17 protein-coding genes are annotated in these 23371 nt (G+C 37.7%); 7 read left to right on the top strand and 10 right to left on the bottom strand.

All coding sequences use genetic code 11. From position 1 onward, the window contains the following. Positions 1–252 precede the first annotated feature (252 nt). Together LQ201_RS16870 and LQ201_RS16865 are read left to right on the top strand one after the other, a co-directional pair. Positions 253–1158 carry a prohibitin family protein gene (locus LQ201_RS16870; RefSeq protein ID WP_230144604.1) on the top strand — a complete coding sequence of 302 codons (906 nt, stop codon included), beginning with the start codon at positions 253–255 and terminating at the stop codon, positions 1156–1158. A gap of 17 nt (positions 1159–1175) precedes the next feature. Further along, positions 1176–1748 (top strand): rhodanese-like domain-containing protein, encoded by a 573-nt coding sequence (locus tag LQ201_RS16865; protein ID WP_230144603.1) that lies wholly within the window; start codon positions 1176–1178, stop codon positions 1746–1748. A gap of 13 nt (positions 1749–1761) precedes the next feature. On the opposite strand, the gene LQ201_RS16860 is transcribed toward LQ201_RS16865, so the two are convergent. The 8 genes from LQ201_RS16860 to LQ201_RS16825 form a co-directional block, all read right to left on the bottom strand. Beyond that, a complete protein-coding gene (locus LQ201_RS16860; RefSeq protein ID WP_230144602.1) occupies positions 1762–2220 on the bottom strand; it encodes a hypothetical protein in 459 nt (152 codons plus the stop codon). Positions 2221–2294: 74 nt separating this feature from the next. Further along, positions 2295–5111, bottom strand: a complete 2817-nt coding sequence (locus tag LQ201_RS16855) for a TonB-dependent receptor (RefSeq protein WP_230144601.1) — start codon at positions 5109–5111, stop codon at positions 2295–2297. A gap of 372 nt (positions 5112–5483) precedes the next feature. Then, positions 5484–5705 carry a VF530 family DNA-binding protein gene (locus tag LQ201_RS16850; RefSeq protein ID WP_230144600.1) on the bottom strand — a complete coding sequence of 74 codons (222 nt, stop codon included), beginning with the start codon at positions 5703–5705 and terminating at the stop codon, positions 5484–5486. Between the two features lie 23 nt (positions 5706–5728). Next, positions 5729–6337, bottom strand: a complete 609-nt coding sequence (locus LQ201_RS16845) for a trans-aconitate 2-methyltransferase (RefSeq protein WP_230144599.1) — start codon at positions 6335–6337, stop codon at positions 5729–5731. Between the two features lie 342 nt (positions 6338–6679). Beyond that, on the bottom strand, positions 6680–7087 hold the full coding sequence (locus LQ201_RS16840; RefSeq protein ID WP_230144598.1) for a RidA family protein: 408 nt from the start codon (positions 7085–7087) through the stop codon (positions 6680–6682). A 122-nt stretch (positions 7088–7209) separates the two neighbouring features. Further along, positions 7210–9195 (bottom strand): M1 family metallopeptidase, encoded by a 1986-nt coding sequence (locus LQ201_RS16835; protein WP_230144597.1) that lies wholly within the window; start codon positions 9193–9195, stop codon positions 7210–7212. 117 nt (positions 9196–9312) lie between these two features. Further along, on the bottom strand, positions 9313–10053 hold the full coding sequence (locus tag LQ201_RS16830; RefSeq protein WP_230144596.1) for a carboxypeptidase-like regulatory domain-containing protein: 741 nt from the start codon (positions 10051–10053) through the stop codon (positions 9313–9315). 68 nt (positions 10054–10121) lie between these two features. Beyond that, positions 10122–10469, bottom strand: a complete 348-nt coding sequence (locus LQ201_RS16825; RefSeq protein WP_230144595.1) for a Spx/MgsR family RNA polymerase-binding regulatory protein — start codon at positions 10467–10469, stop codon at positions 10122–10124. Between the two features lie 340 nt (positions 10470–10809). On the opposite strand from LQ201_RS16825, the gene LQ201_RS16820 reads away from it, so the two are divergent. Continuing rightward, on the top strand, positions 10810–12348 hold the full coding sequence (locus tag LQ201_RS16820) for a sensor histidine kinase (protein WP_230144594.1): 1539 nt from the start codon (positions 10810–10812) through the stop codon (positions 12346–12348). Positions 12349–12569: 221 nt separating this feature from the next. Further along, entirely contained in the window at positions 12570–13244 is a 675-nt protein-coding gene (locus LQ201_RS16815; protein ID WP_230144593.1) for a LytTR family DNA-binding domain-containing protein, read from the top strand. 166 nt (positions 13245–13410) lie between these two features. Here the strand turns inward: LQ201_RS16815 and LQ201_RS16810 are convergent, their stop codons facing one another. Then, complete coding sequence (locus LQ201_RS16810) at positions 13411–19791, bottom strand: alpha-2-macroglobulin (protein ID WP_230144592.1); 6381 nt, start codon at positions 19789–19791, stop codon at positions 13411–13413. Between the two features lie 164 nt (positions 19792–19955). On the opposite strand from LQ201_RS16810, the gene ribH reads away from it, so the two are divergent. From ribH to ytxJ, 3 genes are all read left to right on the top strand, one after another. Further along, on the top strand, positions 19956–20447 hold the full coding sequence (gene ribH / locus LQ201_RS16805) for a 6,7-dimethyl-8-ribityllumazine synthase (RefSeq protein WP_025145257.1): 492 nt from the start codon (positions 19956–19958) through the stop codon (positions 20445–20447). A 114-nt stretch (positions 20448–20561) separates the two neighbouring features. Then, positions 20562–20684: a hypothetical protein gene (locus LQ201_RS25670; RefSeq protein WP_255420130.1), complete on the top strand. Its 123-nt coding sequence runs from the start codon at positions 20562–20564 to the stop codon at positions 20682–20684. A gap of 89 nt (positions 20685–20773) precedes the next feature. Next, positions 20774–21106 (top strand): bacillithiol system redox-active protein YtxJ, encoded by a 333-nt coding sequence (ytxJ, locus tag LQ201_RS16800; RefSeq protein ID WP_230144591.1) that lies wholly within the window; start codon positions 20774–20776, stop codon positions 21104–21106. 603 nt (positions 21107–21709) lie between these two features. Here ytxJ and LQ201_RS16795 read toward each other — a convergent pair. Next, positions 21710–23227 (bottom strand): malate:quinone oxidoreductase, encoded by a 1518-nt coding sequence (locus LQ201_RS16795; RefSeq protein WP_230144590.1) that lies wholly within the window; start codon positions 23225–23227, stop codon positions 21710–21712. Positions 23228–23371: the final 144 nt, after the last annotated feature.

Genomic DNA, 23371 nt, shown 5'->3' with positions numbered 1-23371 from the left:
GCAGTTTCAGTAATTCTTAGGTTGAGTTCGGCCCCGTTCCAAAGGAACTCCTTCGGAGCTAACGTTACAAGTTCGTAAAGAACTCACTTTCCACGTATATCGGGTTTAGTTAGTAAAGTTAACCGATCCTATTAACGTTATAATTTTCCCCAGCCCATTTCTATACGCTTTAAAAAGCCTTAAAACCACACATGCTTTAATTCCATAAAAGATTGTATTAAATACTTTATCTTTAATAAAAATCTAAATTATATGTTCTTAAGTATCATTGGGATTATTATCATTTTTGTCGGTTTTGCAGTATCAAACCAAAATAACGTTATTGGCCGCTACAGTAGTATTACCAAAATTATCGGTGTGGTGCTGGTCATCATTGGCTTATCTTTCTCCATGTTTAAAGTTATTGATGCCGGCGAAGTTGGCGTTAAAACCGTTTTTGGAAAAGTAGATAACGAAGTTTTATATAGTGGCCTGAATGTAATTAACCCTATAGCGGTAATTACGCCATTTGATGTTAAAACACAGAACTACACCATGTCTGGCGTGCATGATGAAGGCAATAAACAAACTGACGATGCATTACGTGTTTTGTCTGCTGATGGCTTGGAGGTCATTATTGATCTCTCGGTACTATTCAGGGTAAAGGGAAGTGCCGCTCCAAATATTTTAAGGGAAATAGGAACTGATTATCTGGAAAAAATTGTCCGACCGGTTTCACGTACCGCCATACGCGATAATGCAGTTGCTTACGATGCCGTTGCATTGTACTCGAGTAAGCGGGATGAATTCCAATCGAAAATATTTAATACCATCGAAAAAAGCTTTGCCAAAAGAGGTTTAGAGCTGGAACAACTTTTGGTGCGTAATATTACGTTACCTGCATCGGTAAAAGCAAGTATCGAATCGAAAATAAACGCAGAACAAGATGCGCAAAAAATGACATTTGTACTCCAAAAAGAACGTCAGGAAGCCGAACGGAAAAGAGTAGAAGCACAAGGAATTGCCGATTACCAACGGATCCTTTCCACAGGCTTAAGCGATCGCCAGCTCCAATACGAATCTATATTGGCACAAAAAGAAATTGCAAAATCGGCCAACACCAAAGTTATTATTATGGGTAATGGCAAAAGTGCACCAATTATTTTAGGTGGAAATTAACATTCAGGTGTTTAAAAATGAAAACAAAAATCGTCACCATCATATGCTGTAGCATTGCATACCTATGTAATGCACAAACTTCGTCAACCATTAAAAGAAAGGCCAATGTAGATTTTGATGCTTACGAAAAACTCATACCCGAGGTTAAAGCCCATCGTATAGGTAGGCTCGTAGATTTACCAACATTTTTAAAAATGGCCGAAGAGAAAGGTACCATTATTTTAGATACACGTTCTGATAGTCTATTTAAACGCAAACATGTTAAAGGTGCCATTCATCTAAATTTTTCTGATTTCACACAACAAAACCTGTTAAGGATTATACCAAATGCGGATACCAAAATATTAATCTATTGCAATAATAATTTTATAGATGACCAGGCAAATTTTGCCAGTAAAGTAGTTGTGCCTGTTTTAATAAAGAAAAAAATAGCCCCAATTTCATTGGCCTTAAATATTCCTACTTATATTAATCTATATGGCTATGGGTATAGAAATGTATATGAGCTGTCCGAACTGGTGAGCACACGGGATAAACGGATAACCTTTGAAGGAACCGAAATCAGAAGTGCTGTTATTAAAGCAAGGTGATAAAAGCTAAGCTTTAATTACAATCCTTAAAGCTATCTTTCAGAACTTTCAACTGTGCAACTGCAGCTTCTAATTCTTTTGGTGCTTTACCATACTCGTAAGTAATTTTATACTGTTTACCATCGGCATTAATAGCAATCCACTCTGCACCTCCATCAGCACAATCAGGGCAGCCAATTACCTCTGGAAGGGCCGAAATCTTCTCCAAATTCAATTCTTTTTTGATTGCGTTTATATCAGCTTCGGAGATTGTTTTGCTACAGGTTTTGGTATCAGCTGTTTGCCCGTTTTTCGATTTAGAAAAAGTAAGTTTCAGGTCGCTAATGAGTAAATTACTGGAACAATAGCCTACACACATCCCAAATGACGATCCATAACCAATACTGTTTAGGGTTTTAATGTCGCCTTTTTTACATGCCGAAAAATACAGGGTTATTAAAATTGTAAAAATGAGTGGTAAAGTTTTCTTCATACATTAAGATTTCCAAATAAGCTTATTCTATCCGAAGATACAAATATCCTGCTATACAGATTAACAAATCGCCACTAATTAACGGTATTGCGTGGGTTGCTCCTTTGGTTGTTTACACCCACTTTGGTTAACTTGTAATTTAGTGATAAATAAAAATATCGGGTGATGTTGTTGTACCTTACATCTTCAATCCGGCTACTATTCACAACTCTATCTATGCTGGTATTCTGGTTCAGGATATCAAAACCTTTTAAACTCAGTGTTACCCTTCGTTTCATTAAATATTTGTTTATGCCCGCGTTAAGTAGAAAGTAATTGTTATTAAACCCATCGGCACGGCCTGCTGAACCGATATGATTTAAATCAGCTTCTATTCTTAAATCTTTAATGAACTCGTAACTTAGATTTAAGGTGTTATTTAGCGTAAAATATTTATTGTCGATCGCCGATTCGGCTGTATTATTTACTTTGGTATAGGCTACATAAACATATATACCAGCATTAAATTTATCATCAATATCATAGCTCCAGTTAATGTTCGGACCGATTTCGAACCTGTTGGTGATGTTTTTAGCACCGCTGATAAAGTTTGTTCTATGTTCGGTAAAGAAATTTGCACCATAATTCATCCTTAAACCTTTAAGTTTTGATGGCATCCCAAAAAATGTTCCGGCACGCAGGTAATAATTGCCATTTACATTGATCGGCTTCACCGTTTGTATCCCATTGTTATAGGTAATATCATTTCCGGTATCATCAAAAGATAGGTTATAGAGAAAATATCCATTCCAATAGCGGTTATTATCAGGACTAAAGGTATTAAAGTTTACCGATAGGCGATGGTTTTTTCGGGCTTCGAGATCAGGGTTTCCGATTCTTTGATATAATGGATTGGTATTGTTCTGTACAGGCTGCAGATCGGTAACTGAAGGTAGATTAACGCTTGCCCGGTAATTGATTGCAATGGTTTGATTTGCTTTATTTTTAAAATTGACTGTTAAACGCGGCAATAAGTTGTAATACGATTTTTCAATATTGCCAATATTGGCACCTACATTATTAAATACATTGGCATTTAACAAACTTTCCTGTGCATTGAAACCGAAATTATAAGTCCAATCCTTTCCGGTGTAGATAAAGCCCAAACCGGCAACTTGCAGGCTGTTATGGTTATCGAAAGTATTGGTTAAGGATGGCACAATGGTTTCGTAGCGATCGGTAGTCGGATTATAATCAAAGGTAATCTGCTGCGCATCAACAATGCTTCTTGTATAACCGTAAGCAAGGTTGGCACTCCACTTTTGATTCAACTGCCTGGCATAATTTCCGTTGATGGTATAAGTTTTTGAGGCATTTTCCTGATTCGCTTGCTGATTGATATTGGTAACGGCGGTATCACCATTTACATATTGATGAAGCAGCGATTGATTTAACCAGTCAGAATTAAAGGTATTTTGTGTGCCATTTAACCGGAGCGAAACCGAGCCTTTTTTATTGGCCAATCTCCTCAGCACGGTAAACTCGCCAAATAAGGATGGGGTGAAATTATGCTGATTGTAATATTGGCTTCCATCATTTGCTTTTCCTGTAGCATCAAAATTTGCATTGAATGTACGGTTGTTGATGTTGGTGGTACTGTTTAGGATCACATTTGGCCGGAATACCATATCTGTTAACGAATCGGGATGGTATTCTGCCTTAAAGTTAAAACGATGTGCCTGGTTATTACTATTGCGGTCGGTATTATCCAATGTGCGTAAAATATCGCCAGCGCTTAAATCCTGAATATTGGATAATTTATTACCTAGACCAGAAGAAAAATAAGTAAAATAACTTCCGCTAATGGCTAACTTATTATTCTTGCCCCAGGAATTACTGTAGTTTACACCGCCACTATGTGTGGTGTAGAGTCCAATGGCATTGTTATCAAAAACCCCACTCCCACCAATAGTTGTTTTGCCGTTATTGTTATTGATGGAGAAACTTCCCCCGGCTGGTGGAGCAAAAATATTTCCGATATTTCCACCGCTGAAACTACTCAGGTCATCGTAGCCAAAGCTGGCATCGTTGGTATTGTTGCTCATGCCCAGAACAGCAAACTGCAGATTTTTATTAAAGTGGTTGGCACTTAAATAACTTCCATATTTATCTGTTGTTCCTCCTGCTAGATTGGCGTTACCGAACCAACCCTTTTTCTTATCTTCTTTAATGGTAAGATTCAATACTTTTTCGCGCTGACCGTCGTCAATGCCAGTGGCTTTTGCTTCCTGGGTTTTGCTGTCAATCAACTGTACTTTGGCGATCGCATCTGCAGGGAGGTTTTTCGTTGCCGTTTTAGGGTCAGTGCCAAAGAAATCCTTACCGTCGACAGTTAAGCGGGTAACTTTTTGTCCCTGCACCAAAATACTTCCATCTTTATCAACGGTTACACCTGGAAGCTTCTTCAATAAATCTTCTACCGCTGCATTTGGCCTGGTTTTATAAGCATCGGCATTAAATTCTATGGTATCTTTTTTTACGGTGGCTGTAGCATAACGCCCGCTTACCGCTACATCTTTTAAGGCAATGGCATCTTCTGCCAATTTTAAAGTGCCAATGTTAACAGTCTTTCCGTTCAAATTGATGTTTTTGGTGATGGAATTATATCCTAAGGCCGAAATCCTGATTTTATAGTCGCCATTGGCAACCGCATTAAAAGAAAATTCTCCGGCTTTGTTGGTTACTACACCTACTTTTTTGGTAGAATCAGTTTTATCGGATAAAATAATACCCACATATTCAATAGGTTGGTTTGTTTTCCCATCAATAATTTTTCCATTTATATTACCCGCTTGTTGTGCGAAGACTTTCGTAGATAATACGCACAGCAATATCCATAAATAGGTTTTCATACTTAAAATTGTCTTTTTTATTGGTTTGTTTGATTAACCCTTTTTTAAGGGTTCAACTATAAGACACCAAAAAAATTAAAATGTGACAAGAAAAAAGATTTTTTTTTTTAAAAATCCCTCCCTAGTCGGACCGACTTCCGAAGTTTGCTCCTGCGCAGGCCTTTGAAACTTCGGAAGTCTGAGGGCTTTGATTGTTGAGCGTTTTAAAGGAAAGGTTGCAAGGTGAGATAATTATTGAATGAGTGAATGACGGAATTATTGAATGAGAGCAGGATTGAGTGAAGAAATTACTGGATGACTGATTGATGAAATGTTGGATTTGATCACTAGCACATTTACTCATTCAAAATTCACTCATTCAATCATTAGATCTCATTTATGAAACGTATCAAGATATAATTCTTCTACCTTTTTACGCGCCCAAGGCATTCTTCTTAAAAATTTTAAACTCGATTTTATCGTTTGGTTGTTGTTAAAACAATCGATCCTGATCAGTGACCCCAGTTTTTCCCAGCCGTAGTGTAGCTGAAGATCGGTTACAATTTTTTCTAGGGTGATACCGTGTAAGGGATTGTTTTTTTGCTGTTCGGCCATGCTGCAAAGTTAAGGCAAAATTATCAGGGTTTATATTGTGCCATCCAAACATTTGCGCCGCCACAATCAGGGTCATTTATGATATGGCTAAGTACTTCAAAGTGATTGGATTCAAGCAATGATCGATATTCATCAGTATCTAAAGAAGCATGGAATAAGTTTTCACCACCGTTCATCCCCCAAACCTCTCCTCTATCCGTTCCAGAGGTAAATAACAAAATGCCATTTGGTTTAAGGTGACGCCTAAAAATACTGAACATACCAGGCTGATCGGCTGCCGGGAGATGAAAAAAACTGTGCCAGGCAATTATTGCATCGAATTTTTCATCTAAATCAAGTTTACGCATATCTTTCAGCATAAACTGTGTGTCTGGAAAATTTAGTTTGGCCAATTCTAACATCTGCTCACTGGCATCGATTCCGAGAACATTTACATTTTGCCTGATCAGATATTCTAATATAGGTTTTCCACTGCCGCAGCCCAAATCTAAAATACTTGCATTTAGAGGCACTCGCTTAAGTAAATCGTCCAAATAGGTTTTCTCTTCTAAACCCGCATAGCGGTTTTCGGCAAACCATTTACCCATCTTATTGTAAGCCTTATAAACATTTTTGCGTTCTCCTTTTTCCATCTGTATAATTTTTTCAATTTATTATTAATGCTTTAGCAACACCAAATTAATTATAGCTATATTTTTTTGGAAACAAACGTACAATGGTTTTTGGCAAATGCAGCCCTTCCATCCGCTTTATCCCGATGAAGAATCGGGATGCCCGCTACTATCAGGTTTAGGATGAAAGGTCTGCTCCTAGCATGGCGCCAAGGCATCGAAGCGATGTTTCTGAACCCGATCCGATAGCTATCGGATGAAGTGGAAGCCCGCAGCGCTGGACTTGGAACGGAAAGCGGGACTGAAAACCTCCAGGAGAACGGAACCCTTCATTTCCAAAAATACACAACATCAGTTTATAAATTAGTCAATGGCCGTAGCATCAATTTCGATCAGCATGCCAGTTAAGGCCAATCTTTGTACCGGAATAAGCGTGTTTACCGGAAATTTCTGATCAGGCCATATTTTGTTCGATTCTTCGATCAGGATTTCGTGTTTCGCCTCATCATAATCCACCACTAATGTTGTGAGCTTTGCAATATTGGCCATGGTTAAGCCTTTGCTTTTTAAGGCCAAAGCTATATTTTCGAATACAATACCTACCTGCGTCCTGAAATCATCACTCAGTACGCCATCTGTTCTGCTACCACCCTGGCCTGCAACAAACACAAGTGAGGAGTTGACTGAAACAGAAGCAACGTGAGAATATCCATGTGGACGGGGATCGTATATGCCTGCCGGGTTACTGATTTCTAAATTAGGTTTTTCCATTTGCTAATAAAATTAACTGGTGCTAAATTATTCGATAAGAAATAGTAAACCGTCGGTTGTTTGCAATAAAAAACCTCCTGATCTTTAAAAATCAGGAGGTACAATTCATTAATCAGGCTAAATTAGTTACCTGTAGCTGTCCAGGTATTATTATCTGTATTCGAATCTGGCAATACTTTATTAGGATCTAAAGTAACGGATTCGATCTCTTCAGTTGTTGGATAGCGTACCAACCAAGTCGCGTTTTTCATCCAAACATCAACAGGAATTTTTACGATGTCCGTTTTACCGCTTTTGGTTTTAACCTGCAGGATAATTGGCATTGGCATTTTCTCCAGGTTTACAACTTTAATCGCGTAGCCCACCAATTTATCATCTTGCTTAACAGCCTCAACACCAGCAATACCTTGATCCATTTTCCAGTTGTTTAACCACCAGCTTCTCCAAAACCAGGCTAAATCTTCGCCAGCACCATTCTCCATTGAACGAAAGAAATCAAATGGGGTTGGATGTTTAAATGCCCAGTTTTTAATGTATTGACGGAAAGCATAATCGAAACGATCTTCACCTAAAATCTGATTTCTCAGGATATCTAAGCCCCATCCTGGTTTATAATATAAATTAATACCTATATTACGTTCCGCCATACCATCAGGCATTAACATCATGTTTTCATAAACCGGATTTCCGATGGTGCTTTTACCAACTTTATTCATATCGGTTGGCTGAGCGGCATACTCACCTTTATTAAAACTACTTTTAGAAATACCGTTGATAAAAGTATTGAAGCCTTCATCCATCCAACCATATTTACGTTCGTTGGAACCCACAATCATAGGGAACCAGGTATGGCCGAATTCGTGATCGATTACGCCCCATGCACCTGCTTTTTTAGCTTTCCAACCACAAAAAACAATACCAGGATATTCCATCCCACCTACATTGGTAGCCACATTAACTGCCATTGGATATGGATATTCGAACCATTTGCCTGAGTAATGCTCAATGGTAGATTTTACATATTCTACACCACGGCCATATGCATCAACACCGTTGCTTTCTACAGGTTGTGCAGAAACGGCCAGGGATTTTTTACCGCTTGGCAAATTGATCTTTGCTGCATCTAACACAAAAGATTTAGATGAAGCCCAGGCCGCATCGCGTGCATTTAAGATTTTAAATCTCCAGGTTAATTTATCTTTCGCCGGACGGGATTTTGGATCTGTTACCTCTTCTTCTGTACGGATGTGAACGGTAGCATCGCTAAGTTTAGCGGCATTCCACCTTTTTAATTGTTCTGGTGTAAAAACTTCGGCAGGGTTTAATAATTCGCCCGAACCCATTACGATATGGCTTGCCGGTGCGGTGATGGCAAAATTAATATCGCCATATTCGCAATAAAATTCACCGCCGCCCCAATAAGGCAAAGTATTCCATCCTAGCACATCATCATACACACACATGCGTGGAAACCACTGTGCAATGGCAAAAATTTCGCCATTTTTTGTGGTTAAATGTCCTGTTCTGTCTGAACCCTCTTTTGGGATAACGAAAGAATAGTCCATTTTAACAGTTACAATATCACCATTAGCCGCCATTGGTTGGTCTAAACGGATCTGCATGCGCGTATCTTCTACCAAAGAAGTAAATTTTACAGCAGCAGCTTTTTGCGAAACACTGATGTTCTGGATTTTATAACCACCATCAAATTTTTCACCTTGTGCACCATAACGGCTACGCGCTGGTGTAATGGCATAGCCACGTGAAGTTTCTTTAAAGGTATTCTGATCTAATTGCAGCCATAAATAGGGTAATTTATCGGGACTATTATTTTTGTAAGTAATGGTAACGGTACCCGTAACCGTATTTTTAGTTTCATCGAGATTAGCGGTAATGTTGTAATCAACGCGGTTTTGCCAATATTTTGGTCCGGGTGCACCAATTGCAGAGCGGAATTCGTTCCCGTTTTGTGTATAAAATAGTGGGCCAAAGGCTTCAGCAGGATTATAATTGGTTGCTGGCGCCGGTGTTGTAGCTTGTTGTGCCGATGCGGAAAAGGCAAAAACGCAACAAACCAAACATAAAGTTATTAGTTTAGTCAATTTCATGATAATAATAAGGTTGTAATCAGGCCGTAAATATAAAAAATAACCACATATAGATTTATATGTGGTTATAATGTTACCAATGATGGTTATAATGCTACCGATAGTAATTACCGAATATTAATTCGCTTTTAATTTGGGTAAATCCTGAAGTTTTCTTTCTTGCTGGGTTAATTTTTTCCATGCTACAAAGGCACGGGAAATATAATAAGCATAACGGTATGGCCTTTCTGCCTTTACTGTCTCAACTGAGGGGCGATAAATAATCATGAAGTTTTTGAGTTCCTCCCCCTCTAGCTTGGTCATATCCGTAATGGCTTTTGCGGTAAAGTTCTCATCAATTTCCTGGAGATACATTTCCTTTTCCTCCAAATCAGCCTCTTTTCGTTGTTGTCTTCTATATTTACCATAGCCAAGGTTTAGGTTTAAGCCTCCAACCTTGTCGGTCATACGCTTACGGTTTAGGTTTCCACCTGTACTTAATAACGTATATTTTTCAGCTAATGGATCTTTCGCATCTGTAACCTGACTATTCATCCGCACTGCTGTAATATCTACATCTTTTAAACTGTTCGATTTAACGGGAAGATATATCGTTCTATTTAACAGGTTGGTTAAGTACAACGTATCGGTATGATAGCCAACGGCAGAAAACTCTAAAAGATCGCCAATATTGGCACTAATGGTATATCTACCTTCTTTATTTGTACTGGTTGATTTTTTACTGTTCAGATTTCTGATACTAACACCAGGGAGAGAGAGCGTTTTTTTCGAGTAATCGAAAACCGTGCCTGTAGTTACCGTTTGTGCAAAAACGCCAATTGGCAAGGTAAGCAATAGAAAAATGATCAGTTTGTACATACTCAAAAGTAACTTAGTTCGACATTTAAAAGCTGCATTTAACAAACTTTAACATTAGAACAATTGAATCAGGCTAGTGTTTTTAAATAATTGTCATCATCAAATCCAATTAATATGGCTTTGTTGTTCTGCTCAACAATCGGACGTTTTATTGCGCTGGTATTTTCTTTTAAATAAGCTATCGCCAAATCTTGGTTGTCAATTTTAGCCTGCTCTTCTTTAGTTAGTTTTTTCCAGGTTAAACCTTTGCGGTTTAATACCGTTTCCCAACCGAAGGTATTACACCATTCATTTAATTTTTCAGTTGTAATGCCTTTTTTCTTGAAATCATGAAATTCAAAATCAACCTGATGTGCTTTTAACCAATCGAGCGATTTTTTAACTGTATTGCAATTTGGAATTCCGTAAACGGTCATATTGAATGAATGAATTTTGAATGAGTGACTGAATGTAAAAGCAAAGTTAATAAACTGTTTAGCTTTATACTTAATATTTTGAAGATCCTTGTTTTATTGTGGTGCTGGATGTGGTGTCAGATATTTCTATCTGACACTAATCGTGATTATTCATTTGGGTATGAACCCAACTATCAGTCAGATGGTAACATCTGACAGCACAACGAAGAAAGTTGACAACGCTAAAAACCGATCTTAAAATCTAAAAATCCTATTCATTCATCACATTTTTTGCCCCATCCATCACATTTTAAATATTGGTGCCGATTCTCTTCGTAAAATTGTGGTATAAACTAAAAAAATGGTAATTCTTTCAGGCAACCCATCAACAACAAAGACCAAAAACATCAACCAGCTTGAGTTTTGGATTTCTACAACACTATATATTCTGGCATTGATCAGTATTTGTTCATCTACTATTTACAGCAGGGGCAATTCTTATCGTTTTGAAGAAAGCCAAATTGATTATAGTGTAATGTCAAATTACTTTGTCCCCGAATTATTTAAGATCAGTATTTTGTACATCAGTTTTCTATTGTTCAATTTTTTCTTCATGCCTCAACTGGCAAATAAAAAAAATATTGCACTCAATATCATTCTTAGCATTTTGATAACATCGTTTTCCGTTGTTGCATGGATGATTTTTAACACCTACGCTCAAGCTTACCGCCTGTTAGAATATGATAACATCGATAACGCTTACGGGATCTTTTTCGGGGAGGCATTTACCTATATTTTCTTTCTCTATCTACTCTTTAATGCCTACGCATATTTTAACGAGCGGGGCCTTGAAATGTTAAATAGAATTCGATTTTTAAAAAGCTTTAACAACAATATCATTCCAGAACTTTTTACCGCTACCAGAATCTGGCTGATTACGCTGATGATTTTTGCAGCTATATTTTCGGTAAGGATAGATTACGAAATATTGATCGTTTGGCTAATTGTACCACCTGTAAACATTTTCTTTGCTTTTTGTGCTATTTATTACATCATTCCAAATCTTAGAAAGAATTTTAAAGGTTTTGGCCGGTATTTTTGGGGAAATGTAGGTTTAACCATTATCATTTCACTTTTGCTGCTAATTATCCTTATTCCCTTTATGCGTAATGGCGAAGTGATACCAGTTACCTTAATTTTAAATGCGATATGTTTAATCTGCATTACCACACCATCGGCCTGGTATATTTACAAGCATAAATTTGAAAAGCTCAGCGAAATTCAGATGCTCAAAACGGAATTGGGCAAATCGGATGCGAACCTAAATTTCTTAAAATCGCAGATCAATCCGCATTTCTTATTCAATGCTTTAAATACCTTATTCGGAACAGCTTTGCAGGAAAATGCAGAAAGAACGGGCGAAGGGATCCAGAAACTGGGCGATATGATGCGTTTTATGCTCCATGAAAATACCCAGGATAAAATTTCGTTAACCCGCGAGGTAGAATACCTGAACAACTATATTGATTTACAAAAGCTGCGCACCTCCCGCTCTGCAGATATCAGGATCGACACGCATATTGAAGAACAGTTAAATAGCCTGCAGATTACGCCGATGCTGTTGATTCCATTTATTGAAAATGCATTTAAACATGGTATTAGTTTGCAGCAGCCTTCGTACATTAAAATCACCTTGCAAACCAAAGAAAAAACTTTGTATTTTGACGTAAGCAATAGCATTTACATTAAGGCAGATAACGATCCGGAAAAATTAAAAAGTGGCATCGGACTAGAAAATGTTAAACAACGTTTATCATTACTTTACTATGGAAAACACGAATTGATTATCCGTGAAAGTGCCAATGAGTTTTTTGTTCATTTAACTTTGCAATTGGATTAGTGATACGTATCTTTCAGAAATCAAATAAACGGGTAAATAATTTAAATTGATAAATTTGGGTGATCCGTCATTTCGACTGGAGCGCAGCGTAATGGAGAAATCTTTGACCAAAGTTTAAAAGATTTCTCCACTACGGTCGACATGACGATCTCCTTTGAGCTACTAAAGATGCTTCCTTCGTCAGCATGACAGAAGAGAAAAACACAAAGAACAAATAAAAAATGATTGCCATTGCCATAGATGATGAACCGATTGCATTAGAGATTATAAAATCTCACGCCTCAAAAGTTCCATTTGTAACATTGCAGCAAACTTTTACAGATGCCTTTGCGGCCATTAGCTATCTTCAGCAGAACAAGGTTGATTTAATTTTTCTGGATATCAAAATGCCCGATATCAGTGGAATTGATTTTTTAAAAAGTTTGAGCAAGCCACCGATGGTTATTTTTACAACAGCCTACACAGAGCATGCTGTGCAGAGTTTTGAACTCGATGCTGTAGATTATCTGCTAAAGCCTTTTTCACTTTCTCGTTTCCTAAAGGCTTGTAATAAAGCCCAGGAACTCTTTAACCTACGCAACCAGAAGGAGGAAACAAAAACAGCATATATTTTCGTAAAGGACGGTTACGAGCAAATTAAGGTGGAGCTGGACGAAATTCTTTATGTGGAGGCTTCAGGCAATTACACCCAGATACAGCTAAAAGACAAACTTTTAAGCTCGAGGATTACCATTAACGATTTGGCTGAACTGTTGCCAAAAGCAGATTTTATCCGCTGTCACCGGGCTTTTATTGTAGCTAAAAACAAAATATCCAAATTTGACCGCAGCCAGATTTGGATTGGAGAAAAAATTATTCCTATAGGTGCAACTTATACCAATATTAACCTTACTTAGATGTCATGTTGTCAAAAGGACTCCTATGGAGAGCCTGTCGAAACACCTTAAAGAATGTTTAACAGGCCCTTTGACAAGCTCAGGATGACAAATCTATATTTATGATGCAGCTTCTTCTACTTCTTTAGCTAAACTCTGAAATAAATTCAGGGTGACGGTCAAAACACTATGGCTTTACATTCACCCTTATTCCTGCTGAGTGTGTGGTAAACTCTGGTGCATACATACTTTGCAAAGAGGTAATTCCATTTGAAAAATTTCCGGCATGCGTAACCCGCAACGGGTATTCAAATACGTAAGTTCCTTTAGGCATATAACTGATAAAGAAATTGGTTGAAGCATCTTTTGTACTTTCGTAATAACCTAAACCATCCTGATATTTATACCTCGAGATTACGTTCACAGGTTCAAAACCCGATGAACGCATATCTTTCAAATGAATATATTCCATATCTCGGTCGCAATAAATTTCAATACGCACTTTCAACAAATCGCCAGGTGCCAAAATATTGGTTGCCGTAAGCGGAGTTAGAACATCGCCTTTTGCGCTAGCTTTTTGAACAAACAATTGTTTGTTGATTTTAACACCTGTGTTGGCCGGCGTAATTTTATCCAGTTGCTCAAAATATTGCCAGTACAATGCGCCCCAGGCTACGGTTTGGTTGTTATTTTTAACCTGTACTTTTCCCATTTCTGGTTTTATATTAGCCGCTGTAATGGTTAATTTTTGGTAACCCGTTCCGGCTTCTTTTACGGCATTAGGCTGCTGCAATTCTGCTATTTTTTGACCACCTATAGTTATTTCAGACTCATTGCGCTCCGTCAGAAGATCAGTACCTCTCATTAGCAATGCATAACATGCCGCCGCAGTGGCTTTGGTTGTTTTCCAATCGTTGGTCTGTTTGTTTTTGAGCAACCAGATTTTCATTTCCTCCACGGATTTGGCATCGTTAGTCACTTCGTCGAAAGCCTCTATTAATAAAGCCTGTGTTTCTATCGGGCTTTGGTACCACCACCAGCCAGCTTTATTTGTAGCCCAGTACATACCCAGTTCATCATTTTGCTGAGCCGTTTGATTTAATAATGCAATGATTCTTTTGGCTTCTACCTCATTGTTGGCTCTATTTAAAACCAAGGCGGTTTGTGCCAACTGGTAAGTATCAAAGGTTTTCCAGTTTGCCATTAATTTTTTCAGATAGAAATCTTTGGCCTTTAAAAAATCTGCATTGTTATTTTTTTGATTGGTGTAACTTCTGGCGAATAGGTAGTGCAATGGCAAATAGGCAAACCGTTTTCCTTTCACTTCATCCTTATAATCTTTAACCAGCTGTGCATCTAAATAAATAATGGCTTTGTTAAGCATTACATTAAAATTAGGATAAGCTTTTTCGTCAATCAGTTTTAGTTTTTTTAACTGGCCCATTCCTAAAACTATGTGCTGTGTAATGTACCGGTCTTCCTGCATGCCGTTAAACCACGGAAAGGCACCATTGTTAAATTGCATCTTCTCTAACTTTTCGAAATTGTTTTTCAACTCGTATGTCATTCTATTCAAATCGAAAAGTATGGCCAACCGCTTTTTACGCTCATTTTCATTATCGGCACTATGTACCCAAGGCGTTTCTTCTAACAAAATTGATTTGAGCTCCTGGTTTTTCTCTAAGTTAGATAAGAGGGCTTCGCCATTATTTGTATTTTGCCATTGTTCGAAAACGGTTTTAATTTTTGGTGAGGAATTAATGATACCTGTTGCAAAACTATTGGCATAAAACCGGCTAAAGGTTTGTTCAGCACACTCATAGGGGTATTCCATTAAATAAGGTAATGCCTGCACGGCATACCAGATGGGATTTGAGGTAAACTCGAAAGTTAAACTTTGGTTACGTAAGGTTTTTGAAACTCCTGATTTCTCCAGCTTCTCAAAGTCGAAAGTTTTACTGGTATTACCACGCACGTTTATGGGCATACTTTCGGTAACCAACATGGCATTTGCCAAAACGGGAATGGTATTTTCTTCACCATCGCTAAACTTGCCACTTTGGGCCAAAACTTTATAGGTAATGGCATTAATACCGGATGGAATAATTAATGTCCATTTTAAAACAGCATTTCCTGCATCATCAACTTCGAAAGTTTTTTCGGTTTTTTCGTTTGTTCCAAAAATCTGGATCGGTTTTGCAGTTAAGGCATCGGTAAGTGCTAAACTGGCATTGCCAATAAGTTTTTTGCCTGCCAGGTTATTTAGTTTGGCGCTTAATAAAATGGTATCCCCTTCGCGGAAAAAACGTGGCGCATTAATGGCAATGGCCAATTGTTTCTGGGTAACCAATTCGTTGGTAATAAATGCCGTTTTTAAATCTTTGGTGTGCGCAAACCCCATCATTTTATAGCGCGTTAAACTTTGAGGGATGGTAAACTCGATCTTGATTTCGCCTTTGGCATCGGTTAGCAATTGCGGATAAAAAAATGCGAGCTCGTTAAAGTTGGTACGTGGAGTGATGTCAGTCTTTTTGTTTTTAAGTGCCTCTACTTCTTGACGCAGTGTTGGATCTTTCTGATCAATCGGTGCCCCAGCACTTAAGATTAAATCTTCAATTGCACTATTATCAGCAGCCCTACTGCCATAAATAGCGTCTGTCGCCACACCTGCTACCTTCCCTTTTAAGGTAGCTGAACCTCTGATCTGGATCGCAGCGGTTGACATCTCCTTTTTCTGCGACCCATAGCCCACAACCACCACCTCATTTAAAGCTTGCCCATCTTCTTTCAGGGTTACATCAATCCGTTTTTTAGTACCTACTTTTATAGTGTAGCCCTTAAAGCCCAGAAAAGCGAAACTCAATGTTTCCCCTGCTTTAGCATCAATAGTATAAATACCAAAAACATTTGTGGTTGTTACTGTTTTGCCAGATTTTACCTGTACACCCGGCAATATTTCACCATGCGCATTGAATACCACCCCGTAGCTTAATTTACCATTGGCCAACTCTGCTAATTTCTGAACAGCCTCTGGAGATAAACCTCTTTTTTTGGGCTTTTTCAGATTGTTTATGTAATTGCGGTAACTATAGTTGTAGCCACCATAATAATTGTAACCGAATAAATTAAGGTTTTCGTAACCACGTGTAATTACGCCAAAATTATTTTCAGACCTTAAAAACCATAAATAACCTGGGTTCGCGACGTCATTTACAGTGAAATTCCAAGTGTAAAAATAATAGTTAAAGCCTGTTGGTAACTGCGTATTCCAATCCATTCTTTTCAAGTCGTCCAAACTTGCGTCGTATAGCGTAGCCACCATTTCGGCCATCTGCTTTTCGCCATTTTTATTACTGATCTGTAGTTTCCAGCTTTCTTTTTCACCGGGTTGAAGTTTATTTCTAAAGGTTAAAAACCTAATATCTAGCTCTTTTTTCGGATCTATAATTTTAACCTGTTGCATAGAACTGTAAACCATACCTTGGTGTACCATGGTAAACTGTACGGCAAAACCATCCTCATAATTACCTTTTGGTTTAATTTTAACAAAACTTTGTTTTGGCGATAGATTAAGCCATACCTTTTCGGCTATACTATCACGATAATAAACCTCATAATATGCCCTGCTGTTATCGGCTAAGCCTGCCAAGCGGAAAACAGCACTTTCAGTCGGTTTAATTATGCTTACTTCAGGAGCAATCCATTCGATATTAGATTGTATCGTTGCAGGCGCTTCATTATAGATAATTAAATACTTATCTACTTTAATGGTATCGTCCTGCTCGTTTATGGCCATTAAATTGATTTTATAATAACCTGGTTTTAGATTTTTTTGATTGAAGATTAAACTCCCCCGACCATTTTCAGCAATCGCGCTTTGTTTTAATTCTACCGATTTTATTGGCCATTTGGCTACTTCGAGCTCGTTGTTATAATCCTCATCCGGAAAATTTTTAATAAACTCCTCTTTACTTAATGCATAGTTTTCGGCATAAAACGGACTCTTGTTCATTAACCTGGATGGCGCCTGCAACAAACTCCATTCTGCCTTAATATTCGCTTTAATGGGTTCGTTGTTTAAATTGGTTACCCAGAATGGGATACTATCGGTTTTGTTGCTTATATAAATAACCTGTTCGGCACTGACGTTAAGGTTAATATCTTTTTGCCCCACATTTATAACTGTGGTTTTCGTTCGGGTTTCGCCGTTTAAATCCGTTACCTCAGTTTCAATTTCGTAGCTATAATTCTGTTTGGTATTGGCGGCCTTTGCAAAAAAGATAATATCGAATTTGCCACCTGGTTTGGTATTTGTTTTGCCAATGGCAATCTGTTTTCTTTCGATATATATATTTGAACCATAAATAGCACTATGCTGTGCGTAAGTTAGGCGATAATCGTACATCGCCCTGCGGAAAATCTTATAATTTACCTTTGCATTATTTACGAAATATCCTGAAAATGAACTGGCTTTACCTTGTACCTTAATGCTGTCGTTCAGTTTGTAGTGCTGATTAGGTTTATCAAAAAGCACTTCAAAAGTTGGGCGTTTATATTCTTCTACCTGTATATTAATGCGGCCATAATCGGTTTCAATTTCCATCTGGCCATTTAATTTCCCCATCGGGATACTAAACGAACCTTGAAAAGTGCCAAAATCATTGCTCGTTACATTGGTCGAAGTTATTTCCTTTCCGTTAGCATCATTAAAAAAAACCTCAAGTGTTTTATTTACTTCTATTTTATTTTTACCATCTTTCGATTGCAAGCATATACCCTTATAGTAAATGGTTTGCCCTGGCCGATAAATAGGTCTGTCAGTAAAAAGAATTACACGTTCTTTATCATCCTCATCCCGATAGGTGTTATAATTATTGATGTTTACTTTCAATTCGTCTTTCCCAAAAGTAGCCACGGCAAAAGACATATTCGCATCGGTTTCATTTGTAGTTGCATAACCATTTTCATTAGTGGTAATTAAATCGCCATTAATATATTTCCGCTTGTTGTAATCATATCGCTGTTGCTGGATCTTAACATTCTTCAATGGTGCACCGTTGCTAAGCTGGCTAACAAAATATTCATGTTTTTCAATATTGCGCCTGTTGATTACAGCCATTGCAGTAACCTTAAAATTAATATTGCTATAAACAGTATCTTTTTGTTCACGGTTAATGGTTTGGGCAATCAAAGTATAATTACCAAAGGGTAAACCATCTATTTTATCAATTAAGGTATGGCTTTGATAATCAGTGGTTTTTGGTACTATGACAAACCATTTTTTGATTACTTTATTCTGATTAAAAAAAGTTAAAAAGCCATCTTTGTTTTTAAACTGTTCGTAATCATTTTGAGGTTCGGGTGCTTTAAACAGCCTGACATGTACTGTATCTGTATTTTTATATGATAAATATAACTGTGCAGGTTTATCCGGCTGGATATATCCTTTTATTTTAGTTGATAATTCGCTGCTTTTAATCTGCTTGATTAAATTCTCTGCATTTTGCGCACCGATACTTTTAGGATAGGCCTCAACAGCTTTTTTGGCCAAGGCAACGGCTGTTAAAAGGTTTTGTTTGTTGGTATCAACAGGCAATTGCGCATTTTTATGCATAAGGGCCTGTTCATATAAAATATCGGCATAAACTTCGGTTTCGGTGCTTTGTTCAGCTAAATTACTCAAAGCGTTATTGTACAATTCCTGATTATCGCCACTAAAATTTCGTTGTATAAATTTTAAGCGCTTTAAATCAACATCGGCCAATGCCGAAAAGTTATTGCTGTTTTGATGAAATCTGATCAGGTTTTTAAACAACTGCAAAGCTTGCGGCTTAAACAATGTACTATCATTTGTGAGTTCCATCGCTAAAAAATCCTGTCTGTTGCCAAACCAGGCAGCATTACTCATATCAATTGAGTCATCATCATATTGTGTAAGGCTTATCTGTGTGTTGCTAAAAATATCGATGGCCCGGTGCGCAAGCAGGTCATACAGTGTTGGCCTGTAATTCCGGTTATTTTTATCACCCGCCAAAACTGCATCCAAAACATCAACTTTAGTTTGTTGCAAAATCTGGGCTTCTTTTAACGATAACAGGTAATACTTTATCGTTTCTTCGTTTAGTTTTTTAATGCTCCAGGTTTTAATGTCATTGCCAATATCGCCCTGTACTTGTGTACGCAATTCAATTTGCCACCTGTTTTGTTGCAAATAATTCCAATACGTTTCGGCTAAAAGCGACTGTAAAATGCTTTTTTCGGGTTGTTTGGCATTGCTGATGTCTGTGCGCAGGCTAACCAAAATTTTATCAAAGGCATTCTCTTCCAAATAGCTTTGAAACATCATCCGGTAGATAACTGATTTGATCAGCAATGGTGCATTGTTCTCTTTCTTTGCCGCTTGATATATTTTTTCAATCAAAGCCAGGGCATCTTTGGGTTTGGCCTGGTTAGCAAGAGAATCTACCCGATAAAAATCGGCCAGCGTATATTTATGCTGAGCAGAAACATCGAAAGAAAACAAAAAGGTAAAAAGAAATAAAGCGGAGATACGTAATGATATGTTCATAAGATGGCTTTGCGTTTTAATATAGATGGGCAGAACGTAAAAATTCCATAAGCGGTTAAAATTTTATGTGATTATTATACTAATCTAACCATAACTGAACTAAATGTTACAAGTAACAAACATTAAGGTTTTTAACATTCGCAGCATAACATTATCTTTGCCCCATGTCAACACAATTAAAAAATCTATCTGATTTCTCTCACACCACCGTTCCCAGTGGAGCAAACTATAAATTCGGAATTATTGTAGCCGAATGGAATGCCGAAATTACCGGTGCTTTGTACAATGGTGCTTTAAAAACGTTATTAGCCAATGGTGTTGCCGAAGAAAATATAATTTCTTTACCGGTACCGGGAAGTTTCGAATTAACAGGTGGCGCAGAAATTCTATTGAGCAAAAGAAGCGATATAGATGCTGTAATCTGTTTAGGGTGCGTGATTCAGGGGGATACCAAACATTTCGATTTTATTTGCGATGCAGTAGCACAAGGTGTAACCAATGTTGGCATTAAATACAGTAAACCAGTTATTTTTGGTGTTTTAACGACCAATAACTTAGAGCAGGCACAAGATCGTGCTGGTGGCAAACATGGCAACAAAGGAGATGAGGCTGCAATTACAGCGATTAAAATGGCTGATTTTTCGGCTCAAATTTAGACTTGCGTTTTAATAATTATTTGTAACTTAGAAGTTTAAAAATTAACAGATCCCGATGAAACCATCATGACTGGTTCATGATCGCTTCATTACCATTGAAACAAACTTATGCAGATGAAAAAAGTAGCCATTTTATTATTGGCGGTGTTTTGCACCATTACCATTTTAGAATCTTGTTCTTCTAAGCTTTGTCCTGCTTATGGATCTTATCCTGAAGGAAAACGCAGAAGGAATTAATCCACATCATTTGTAATCTCATATTCAGGTCATTTACAGAACTTTATTTAACTGTAATTGTTGTCCTGTAAAACAATACGTATAATATCATGACTTGGGTTAACTTAACTTCAATAGGACAGCTTGACGAGATCAAGAATGCAAGCGGCTTTAGCCTTATTTTTAAACACAGCACGCGTTGCTCGATCAGTTTAATGGCTAAAAAAAACTTCGAATTTGATTGGGACATCATTCCTGCAGATACAAAACTTTACTTTTTAGATTTAATTAGCTACCGCGATATTTCCAACCAGATTGCAGAAATCTTTCAGGTAGCGCACCAATCACCACAGATTTTATTGATTAAAGATGGCGATTGTGTATTGGAAGCGTCGCATAGCGATATTTCTGCAGATGAAGTTGCAGAAGTAATTGCGGCTTAACCATAAAGTATTTTTCACAAAAGAGGGTATTCAAGCAATTGGATACCCTCTTTTGCGTGGTAAGAATATATGTCATAATTTTTTGAAAAGCAAGGTCCGGTTTGCTATCGGTTATTGTAGTCCTGCTGTACACTGTAGTCCCGATGAAACCTGCGAACAAGCAAGCACACCGTAAAAAACAAAAGAATAGTGCCCAAATCGGGAGCTGCCGTTCCCATCAGGTTTATAATTAAGGAGCAGTGCAAAACACACCAAACGTTCCTATGGAACGAAAAAAATCCTCTTCCCTATATGTTACCTATTAAACGTTCCTAACGGAACGAAAGAAAACTGTTACTCAATGTTATTCATGAACCCCATCCCTCTGGTAAATATGGATGATATCGATAGCTAATATAACGTATTAGGCGTCCCAGCGGGACGCATCGTGGGTAGCAAATAACATTTTGTTATTTGTGTTCGTTCCGTAGGAACGTTTGGTGATACAAATGATCAATTACCTACCCCATTATATTCTGTGCGGACACAGACCATGGAAATACCTCAAACAAAAAAAGTCCCGATTTACATCGGGACCTTGTATAAAATTATATCGCTGTTTAACTAAGCAACTACAGTATTTTCTATTTTCAATACTTTCGATGTTCTTATTCTGGTTTCTTTGCAAAGTTCTGGGTCCTGAGCTAAGGCTTTTCCATAGGTTGGGATCATTTCTCTGATTTTCGCCTGCCATTCGTCGGTAGCTAAATCTTCTGCAAAGCAACGGTTTAATAGATCGAGCATGATAGAAACAGCTGTTGATGCACCAGGAGAAGCGCCCAACAAAGCCGCAATAGAACCATCAGCAGCACTTACCACCTCGGTACCAAACTCTAAAATACCGCCTTGTTTTTCGTCTTTTTTAATCACCTGAACACGCTGTCCAGCATATTCCAGTTCCCAATCTTTAAGTTCGGCAGTTGGCAAATATTCTTTCAACGCTTCCAGTCTGTCTTCTGGCGACTGCCTAACCTGCTCAATTAAATATTTTGTTAAATCGAGGTTGTGCAATCCGGCAGAAAGCATTGGGCGGATGTTATTAAATTTAATTGATTTTGGTAAATCCAGGAACGAACCATTTTTAAGAAATTTGGTCGAAAAACCAGCATAAGGACCAAATAACAATGCTTGTTTGCCATTAATCATTCTGGTATCTAAATGTGGAACCGACATTGGTGGTGCACCAACCGCAGCCTTACCATATACCTTTGCATGGTGTTTTTTAATAATTTCTTCATTGGTACATTTTAGCCATTGCCCACTTACAGGGAAACCGCCAAAACCTTTTCCTTCAGGAATATCTGATTTTTCCAATAATGGTAAAGAACCACCACCGGCACCGATAAATACAAATTTAGCTACTCGTTTACGTTTATCACCGGTTTCTAAATCTTTAACTTTTACAATCCAATTGCCGTCTTTATTCTTTTTCAAGTCACGGATTTCGTGATTGAAATGCAGATTAACATTACTTTGTTCCTTTAAGTTGTTAAACATATCACGGGTTAAGGTTCCAAAATTAACGTCGGTTCCCAGATCCATTTTTGTTGCTGCAACTTTTTCGCTCTTTTTACGGCCATCCATAATTAAGGGTGCCCAGTTTCTTACAAGCTCAGTATCCTCGGTATATTGCATATCGCTAAACAGATCACATTGGGTTAATGCGTCGTAGCGTTTTTTAAGATATTCTACATTCTTTTTCCCCCAAACAAAACTCATGTGAGGAATATTGCGGATAAAATTACAAGGGTCAGAAACCAATCCCTTGTTCACTAAATATGACCAAAATTGCTTGGAAACTTCAAAATGCTCAGCAATCTGAACAGCCTTTTTTATTTCAACCGTACCATCCTTCTTTTCGGGTGTATAGTTTAGTTCGCAAAAAGCAGAGTGTCCCGTTCCAGCATTATTCCAGGCATCAGAGCTTTCTGCCGCCGCAATATCTAAACGTTCGTAAATTTCTATGCTTAAATTGGGTTCTAATTGTTTTAACAAAACACCCAGGGTTGCACTCATGATGCCAGCCCCTATTAAAATTACATCAGCGTCAGTTTTACCAACTGTCTTTTTCTTTTTTGTCATCTTAGCTTAAAGGAGTTACAAATTTAGAATGATTTTAAACATCCCACGAATTTTAGGGCATTAAATCTTAAAAAATTGCTAAAAAATTAGAAATACCCTTCTGTTTTTGACAAGTTCTAATCAAATTTTAATCCAAAAAATAGT

Source organism: Pedobacter sp. Bi126, assembly GCF_918698245.1.
Taxonomy (GTDB): Bacteria; Bacteroidota; Bacteroidia; order Sphingobacteriales; family Sphingobacteriaceae; genus Pedobacter.
Note: the sequence above shows the minus strand (reverse complement) of the source record. Positions and strands in the feature narration are given on the sequence as shown.